Raw genomic sequence first — 8508 nt, 5'->3', positions numbered from 1 at the left:
CTAATATGGTTCTATTAGGAAATAAACTTATAGGCTTACCGATATTATATAAATGCAAAATATCGTCAGAAAATAAATTAATATCATAAAGGTTATTATAATACTGGGAAGCTTTAAATGACTCATCTAATATAAATATACTGTTTGGCTTAACTCCATATTGTAATGCTAATGCTACAGTATTAATTAATTCTATTTTATAATAATAACTTGACAATCTTCCAATAAAGTTTGATATTTGCCATGGATTAAGTAGCCCTTCTCTATCTCGTACAAATTCCAAACTAACTCGATTTGAAAGATCTTTTATATTATATTCTTCAAATATATTGTACACTTTAATCACCTTCTATGTATATTTAAAAAACTTCATCTAGATTTTTGGCATTCATTAACCTTGTAAAAGTTGTATATCGTGGTGCCTGAGGTGCCTTAATCCTTCCATTTGGCTTAGGAATAAGCCGCAATGGTGGATGTATTTTTGTAGCCTTTGATGTAAAGTTTACTTTATATTTTTGCTCATTCTGATATCTAAAAATATCAGCTACCTCAGCATAATATGTTATAGCAGAAACAGGGGCTGTCTGGTATACTGCAATATATTTTATCTTGCCAAGCATTGCTGATGATATACGGATAGAATACCAACAATCCTCACCAAGAAAAACTTCATTAAAACCACCCTCATTTGCAGGGACCACAATAGTATCTAATTCATCAACATCTATATCATCTTGAATATCCACAGCTTCTTCATGTAGCGGCGTAAATTTATGAAGATGAATACTTCCGCTGCTAAATGTTTGAAACTCGATTATATCAATATCCATGGAAAGCTGATTAACGACTTTTTCTAAATCATCGTTTATCCTATCAATAACTACAAGTGCTTTTATAGGTTTATCAAAAATAAGTTTATCTAAAAAATCATCAATATTCCTATAACCACATTCTCTTGCTCCCTGTTCAGCTTTAACTTTAATGTTTTCATTTAATAAAATATAATCAAGTAAGAAATTTTTTATCTTGCGACCACTAATCTTATAAGATATTCCGAACTTTAATAGTTGTTGACCAATATGTTTATAGGGATCATGAGTTACCAGTTCATTTTCAATTATATAAAGCTGTGGAGCTGATGAATAAGTAAAATCAATTAAATATCCATCTGGAATAGTAAGGATGGAATCACCGATTTTTTTCTTTATATCGACATAAATTGTATTTTGTCCAAATATACTCAATGCATGTTCAACAATTACTTTTTCAAATTCCTCTTCAACCGAATATTCATAAATAGATAGTATTTTATTATCAAATATAATTTTGTCCATTAGCATTATCCCTGACCTTATATCTATTGTAAAATTCAATAAGATTATAACATTTTATACCAGCATGTGCAATTATATGTCACATAGTAAAACAAGAAAGTCTGCTCGAATAGACTTCCTTGTTTTTTATTACTTCTTATTGTTTTTTCGATAAATTCTTCTATCTCTTAGCTTTTCCCATATACCTCTAATTTTTACTATTTCACCTTTACTTAATCCTAGTCCATCTTTTAGTAAAATATCATCTGTATAGTCTAATACAGCATATATTCCTTCTTGCCTAAACAGATAGTCTAACTTTTCTAAATCAAGTTTTTCAGCGCCCATAAGTGGTATAGGAATATTTTCTGCTTCACTTGGCTCAAATGTTAGAACACCTCCACCATAACTGCGCCCAGTAATTTCAGAAAAAGCAAATGTTAAAGAATTTACAAAAGCACCACAGATTACTCTACCATCTATGTTTTTCTTGAATCTAACCCTATGAATTGTATCAGTACAGCTAGCCCTTGCTTCATTGAAAACAATTTTCGGAAATGCGTGGACCTGCCTTAGCATAAAAGCTTCGGGTATCCATACTGATGGAACTATATACCATTTTTTTCTTATTCTACACTTGTATCCCTCATTAACACCATGTTTTTGACCAAGTTTAATTAACTCTTTAATTTCTTGGGGATACTGATCATAATCGTTAGTGTCATTAAGACTCAATAACCTTGAGGGTAATAATCTTTCAGCCATCCCATTCCAATCTTCTTCAGTAAAAACTAGCCCGTTTAGATGTGCTGACCGAGTTACCATACGAGTAGTATATGACTTCTCATTTTGAATGTCGCCACTTTTAACTATGAAAAAGTCATTATTCCCGGTAACAACACCTACATCTACATCGATAGCATCCCTTGAATTTGTTAATTTTCGACTTTGCTTTAATGAATGAAGTAATTCAATTTCGTCACTCTTTAAGAAATATTGGGTCCATTTCTCTCCCGTATGCTCAATTGGTTTTAGTTCTATGCCAAAAAAATTATTTTTTTTGTACGTATTAAGCATATCAATATCTTCTATTTCTAATATACTTATGCCCTCAGTAGTTGCATTTTTCTCAGCAAGTAGGAGTATTACTTCCTGCTGGATATCAGGAAATACTAGTTTTTTAAATGTAATAACAGTAATCTTTTTATAAAAATCGCTTAAAAATCTCCTTATTTGAGCTGCATATCCAACCTGAAAAAGCTCAGCTGGTATTACCATTGCTAGTCTACCATTTTCCTTGAGTAAAAGAGAGGCACTGACTAAAAATGGAACCCATATATTTGTTAACTTATTTAATTCTAAACCAACAGATCGTGTTATTCTAAAAGCTATATCCATTTGCTCTTTTTTGCAATCTTGATATCGTATAAAAGGAGGATTACCAACAATAACATCAAACTTATTATTGTAAGTCAAAATTTTTTCATAATATTCAAAAAAATCTCCTGTATGAATATTTTTATCAACATCATATAAACCTAATTTATACAGTCTGTCTTTGGCTTTAATAGCTTCTTCACCGTTTAACTCAATACCATTTAACAATCCACTTGTATTTACTTTTTTACACTGCAATTTAATTAATGTTTTTGCAGCTGACTCCAATATAACCCCATCGCCACAACTTGGTTCAAGTATCGTATCATTGTTAGTTTGAATTGCCCATTCACATAAAAAATCAGCAATAGGCGTCGGTGTGTAATATCCTCCCCTAAGCTTTTGGTCTGAGGCTTTTTCTTTCACTTAATATTATCCCCCTAAAATAAATTTTATAATAGTTCCTGAATTAGCTCTAATTCATTGTATTCGATGCCATATATCTTCTCAATAAGTTTATGCAAATTCCACAGTATCTTACTTCGTTGCTTGTTGTAAGCTTCATCCTCACATGGATCAGAATACACCTTCTTTCTACCTATATCATTCAAAGCCTTGGCATACTCTATAATTCTGTTATATATATGTACTTCATCTCTATTACTCAAATTAACATTATGTATAGGTAAATTAATTAAAAATTGCTTTCCGTGAGAACCATAATCACCTCTAAACATACTAGCCCTTGCTCTAATAAATGCCTCAAAAACAGGATGAGATAAAATCGCTTGTATGTAAAATATAGAAAGTGTTGAGTTTTCTTTCATTCGAAGTAAATAATATGGACCATTCCCACCGCCGGTAACTACTATGTTTTCATCATCATAAACATACTCAGGCACTAAAGATAATACTGGCCATATAAGCTTCTCTTTTCCATCAAATTTTGTTAAGCTTTGAGAACGGCCAAATCTATACCAAGTATCCTGTGTAGAATTTTGAATACTTCTTTTTAGAAGTTTTGGTTTATGCCAATTTAAATATTCCCAACATTTTGGAAATAATAAATTCATTTCTTCTTCAGAGTATAAAGTTGCTCTTCTTCCATTAATACGATTTTGATCATATGGAAATATCATGTATGCATTAGTATTAGCCTTTCCAAATGCATACAAACTAACATCTAAAAGACAAGGTCTTAAAATCCCTTTTTCAATTGTCCATGATTTTTTATTGATATCTTCAAATGTCACTGTATTTTCAGTTTCAGTTTTTGGAATAACTATATAAATATCGTCTGAACTAGTTTGAACTCCAACAAATATATCTGTTATTTCTTCTAATGTTAATATATTTTCAGCAGTTAACCTTTCAAAAAATTTTCTAATTTTAGGATTTACGAATATCCAAGGCTCATTACAAACATAGTTTGATTCGTAGTAGTCGATCATACTGCCCTTTACATATTTCCAATAATCTATATCATTAACATGTTCTACACTAAAAGTATCACTTTTAGAATTACTCAAAATTAAAATACATGTATATGTTTGCGTTTTATTGAATATTTGTTGAGTACCAAAACTAACAACTTGTGTAAGATGCTTTCCATCCGATATTAATTTTCTTAATGTTTCGCCAAATTTTAATGTAAAAAATTTATGAGGAACTATAAATCCTGCCTTTCCATTAGTTTGTAATAACTCAAATGTCCTTTCAATAAAAAGATAATATTTGTCGAAGTTATCTTTTTTTGCACTTTGATAGTGAGATAATTTACTTTTATAAAAGCCAACTTCTAAAGGAGAATACTTAACCATATTCTGAATTCTTATATATGGTGGATTCGTAACTATTGCATCAAATCCCCCATTTTCATATATTTCCATAAATTCGGATTTCCAATCAAATGGGTTGATTTCGACTACTTGTTTATGTGATAGTATAGCATCTTCATTATACTCAAAGTAAGTACTATCAACTAAACTATTACCACAACGGATATTCTGATCTAAATGTGGTAATGCTCGTATATTTTTATTTATTAAATAAGCATCTATTTCTTCCTCGCTTTCATTTTCAATAATTTTTACTAGCAAACTAAATTTGGCAACCTCAACTGCTTGTGTATCTATATCTACCCCATAGATATTATTCGTTAATATTTGTTGTTTCTGGAATAAAGTTAAATAATACTGACTATTTTTACCTAAATAAATTTTATCAGAATGATTTTGTGGTTCATCGTTTTGATACCACTCTAAATAACAACTGTATAAATAATCGTAAACAGAAATCAAGAAAACTCCTGAACCACATGCTATATCGCATATTTTTATTTTTTCCAATTCATCAGGATTTTTTCCAATACATATAGGGTCCAGAGTCTGTTTAACTATATAATCAGCAATAAATTTAGGTGTGGATACAACTGCGCTTGATTCAATTATTTCAGGCTTATTGGTAACTATAACTTTTGAATCAACTATAGTTATTTCTTTCGCAAGAAACAATTCATAGATTTCGCCTAACAAGCTTGCTTCAACCACAGAAAAATCATATGGGCTTAATGGATAGTAAAGTTCCTGAAATATACTTAATAGGACGTTTCCATCTATATTTACGTTATTCAATTGTGAATTCGAAACCATGCTAAATAAACCAGAATTATACTTTTCATCTGCCTTCGTAAAAATAATTTTTAGTTCAGAGTAATTCTTTATCGTTTTCAAGGATTCATATCTTTCTAAATTACGATCTTCACATATCCTTAAAAAAATAATTCTATTAATTAATGTTTGCACCCATAAATTGAGTTGCCTTTGAGATATATTAATATTGTTTTTAAATATATTTACTGCTAACCATTCTCTCCACTTCTCAATCTGATTTAAAAAATAGTTGTCAAAAGGTTCCTTCTTTTGCGTTTTTCCAACGTCATCAAATATTTTATCAAAACTACCCGAGTATAGAGAATCATAAGAAAGTATTTCATATATTTTATCAAAGTCGCTTATAAAATCCTTAAAATCATATACTTTGATCCTAGCAACCTTGGCGTTATCATCCAACCCAGGTCTGACTTTACAATCATAAATAATTAACTTTTCAAAATTTGTTAATACTGAAACTAAAAGATTTGCACTCCACCCGTAACGTCTTAGTTGAAAAGCTGACTTATCCGAATTTTCAATATCAACAGACGGTTTTTTTACCTCAATAAACAATTTTCTTTCTGTTCCTACTCTAATTGCATAATCTGGTTTTTTTCTTGTAAACATGTTTTCTTCTTCAACATTTATACTATCTTCATGAATTACTTCACGTAAATGCTGTGGAACTTTTTTACTGTTATCAACATCCCAACCTAAAGCCGTTAAAAGCGGATTAATAAAGTCATTTCTTAAATGGGTTTCGTTATATGTACTTTTTTTATATTCCTCATAGTCTTTTTCATATTTACGAACTAATTCTTTTATTAAATTAAAACTATCACTCTTGTTTATCACAGTATCATCCCCTTAGCATAAAAGTACATACAAAATTTTTCTTATTCAAACTATATCAAAATTTACTTTTATGTGCAATGTTATGACACAACGATTAAATCAATTTAGCTACCTCTTTCATACTTTATCTTTTTATGCTAAAATAGAACACATGTTCTTAATTTTAATACGAGGTATCCAATATGATAGCGACAGAGCAGTTGGAGGCAATTCTTCGGAAATGCCGGATTATAAAGGAATTCGCTACCTTGCCGGATCAAATACTGGGCTATTATTATTGCGACGGAAACTACTATGTTATTTTGATCAATGACAGGATCAGAGGTGATGAGAGGCTTTACCGGTGTGTTCTCGCTGAAGAGATAGGCCATTACAGGACCACCATAGGAGATATCACTCCCCGGAAGTACATGTGTTACAGGGACAGGCTTACAGTAGACAAGATGGAACAGCTTGCATTGCGATGGGCTACGGATTTCATCATCCCCACTGATAATCTGCTGAACGTCATAAAGAAGTGCAAACAACCTACAATTGATTTTCTGGTGGACGAATTTCAAGTCACATACGGTTTCATGCTGCAGAAGCTTGAGTTCATGTCAAAGCAAATTGCATCTGGGACCTGGACGGTAAAAGAAGTTTGTACCTGGGCAACTTTCCGTCAGTACATATTTATGAAAGAATATAACAGGAGGTGTTTACTGTGATAGCTGCTATTTATGCAAGATATTCAAGCGACAACCAGAGGAAGGAGTCCATAGATGCACAGGTACGTGCCATAAACGAGTATGCCCGGAAAAACGGACATACCATAGTAAGGATATATACTGATGAAGCACGGTCGGCTACAACGGATAACAGGCCTCAGTTCCTTCAAATGATGAAGGAAAGTGCCACAGGCATGTTCAATGCAGTGATTGTCCATAAACTCGACAGGTTCAGCCGTGACCGGTATGATTCTGCCTTCTACAAAAGGCAACTGAAAAAGAATGGTGTAAAACTTATATCCGTTCTTGAAAATCTGGACGACAGTCCAGAAAGTATCATACTGGAATCGGTTCTGGAAGGTATGGCCGAATATTATAGTGCCAACCTTTCCAGGGAGGTCATGAAGGGGATGAAGGAAATCGCCCTTAAGTGCCGACACAATGGTGGGACTCCTCCCCTGGGTTATGATGTGCTCACTGACAAGAGTTATTCTGTCAATGAATCTGAAGCCAGGACAGTAAGAATGATATTTGAAATGTACGCTTCAGGTAAAGGCTATAATGAAATAATCGACACCCTGAGTATTGAGGACTGCCGAAGCAAATCCGGCCGTCCTTTCGGCAAGAACAGCCTTCATGACATCCTGCGGAATGAAAAATATACCGGCACTTATGTTTTTAACAGGACAATCCGAAAAACCAGCAGTAAGCGCAATAACCACCAGTCAAAGTCCGATGAAGATATCATCCGGGTTGAAAACGGGATACCAGCAATAATCACTAAAGAATTATGGAATGAGGTGGGCAGGAAGATGAACGGAAACAAACGGGCCAGGGCTGCAAATTCTGCAAAGGAGACATATATGTTGAGCGGTCTTGTTTTCTGTGGTGAATGTGGTGGATCCTTTGCCGGAAACCGAAAATTCTCCGGCCGGAATAAAAACCTGTATGTTACATATGAGTGTACCACCCGCAAACGCCAGCGTACCTGCAACATGAAATCCATTGAAAAAAACTTCATTGAAAACCTTGTTATTAATCAGCTTCTGAATGATATCTTTGCTCCCGATGCAATGGACAGGATTGCTGACAGGCTTGCGGAGCATGCCAGGCTCCGGTCTGGTGAAATATCAAAAAACATCAGGGATTTTGAGAATGAATTATCTGGTGTTCAAACACAGATAAATAATACTGTAAACGCAATAGCCAATGGCATGTTCCACTTATCCATGAAGGAAAAGATGGATAACCTGGAGGCAAGAAAAACAGCCCTTACAGTAAGGATTGTAGAAGCCAAAAGGCAGGCTCAAATCAATTCGCCGTCAAGAGAATTTATCAGATCATACCTTCAGCAGGATGCCGACATAAAAAACAAAAGCCCGGAAGATCAGAAACGGATCATCCAGACTTATGTTGTGAAAGTTGTTGTCTACAATGACAGGATAGATACCCATACAATTGTGGACTTTGATGGTCAGACTGTCCGAAAAGTAACCACACCAGCACCTTTAAAAGCCGCTATGATATAATTTATTGTATCAAGTTTGAGTGCAGGTGGTGCTTAATATGAAATATATCAAAGGGCAAGAGAAATCACAGTTG

The 8508-nt window shown here is 33.2% G+C and carries 6 protein-coding genes; 2 read left to right on the top strand and 4 right to left on the bottom strand.

Annotated features, from left to right (window positions below):
• The 4 genes from CLHUN_RS21920 to CLHUN_RS21155 all read right to left on the bottom strand — a co-directional run.
• Positions 1–337 (bottom strand): hypothetical protein (locus CLHUN_RS21920; RefSeq protein WP_133051127.1); only part of this gene is annotated, 337 nt, incomplete at its 3' end.
• Positions 338–359: 22 nt separating this feature from the next.
• Complete coding sequence (locus CLHUN_RS21165) at positions 360–1334, bottom strand: hypothetical protein (RefSeq protein WP_080066678.1); 975 nt, start codon at positions 1332–1334, stop codon at positions 360–362.
• Positions 1335–1463: 129 nt separating this feature from the next.
• A complete protein-coding gene (locus CLHUN_RS21160; RefSeq protein WP_080066677.1) occupies positions 1464–3116 on the bottom strand; it encodes an HsdM family class I SAM-dependent methyltransferase in 1653 nt (550 codons plus the stop codon).
• A gap of 26 nt (positions 3117–3142) precedes the next feature.
• Entirely contained in the window at positions 3143–6199 is a 3057-nt protein-coding gene (locus CLHUN_RS21155) for an Eco57I restriction-modification methylase domain-containing protein (protein ID WP_080066676.1), read from the bottom strand.
• Between the two features lie 182 nt (positions 6200–6381).
• Between CLHUN_RS21155 and CLHUN_RS21150 the strand changes: the two genes are divergently transcribed.
• Positions 6382–6906, top strand: coding sequence for an ImmA/IrrE family metallo-endopeptidase (locus CLHUN_RS21150; RefSeq protein ID WP_242656588.1), 525 nt, complete (start codon positions 6382–6384; stop codon positions 6904–6906).
• Entirely contained in the window at positions 6903–8435 is a 1533-nt protein-coding gene (locus CLHUN_RS21145) for a recombinase family protein (protein ID WP_080066675.1), read from the top strand. Before CLHUN_RS21150 ends, CLHUN_RS21145 begins: the two co-directional genes overlap by 4 nt.
• The last annotated feature ends 73 nt before the right edge of the window (positions 8436–8508 follow it).

The sequence above is a fragment of the Ruminiclostridium hungatei genome, assembly GCF_002051585.1.
In the GTDB taxonomy this organism is placed as follows: Bacteria; Bacillota; Clostridia; order Acetivibrionales; family DSM-1351; genus Ruminiclostridium; species Ruminiclostridium hungatei.
The sequence above is the reverse complement of the archived record's forward strand: the minus strand, read 5'-3'. Positions and strand labels throughout refer to the sequence as shown.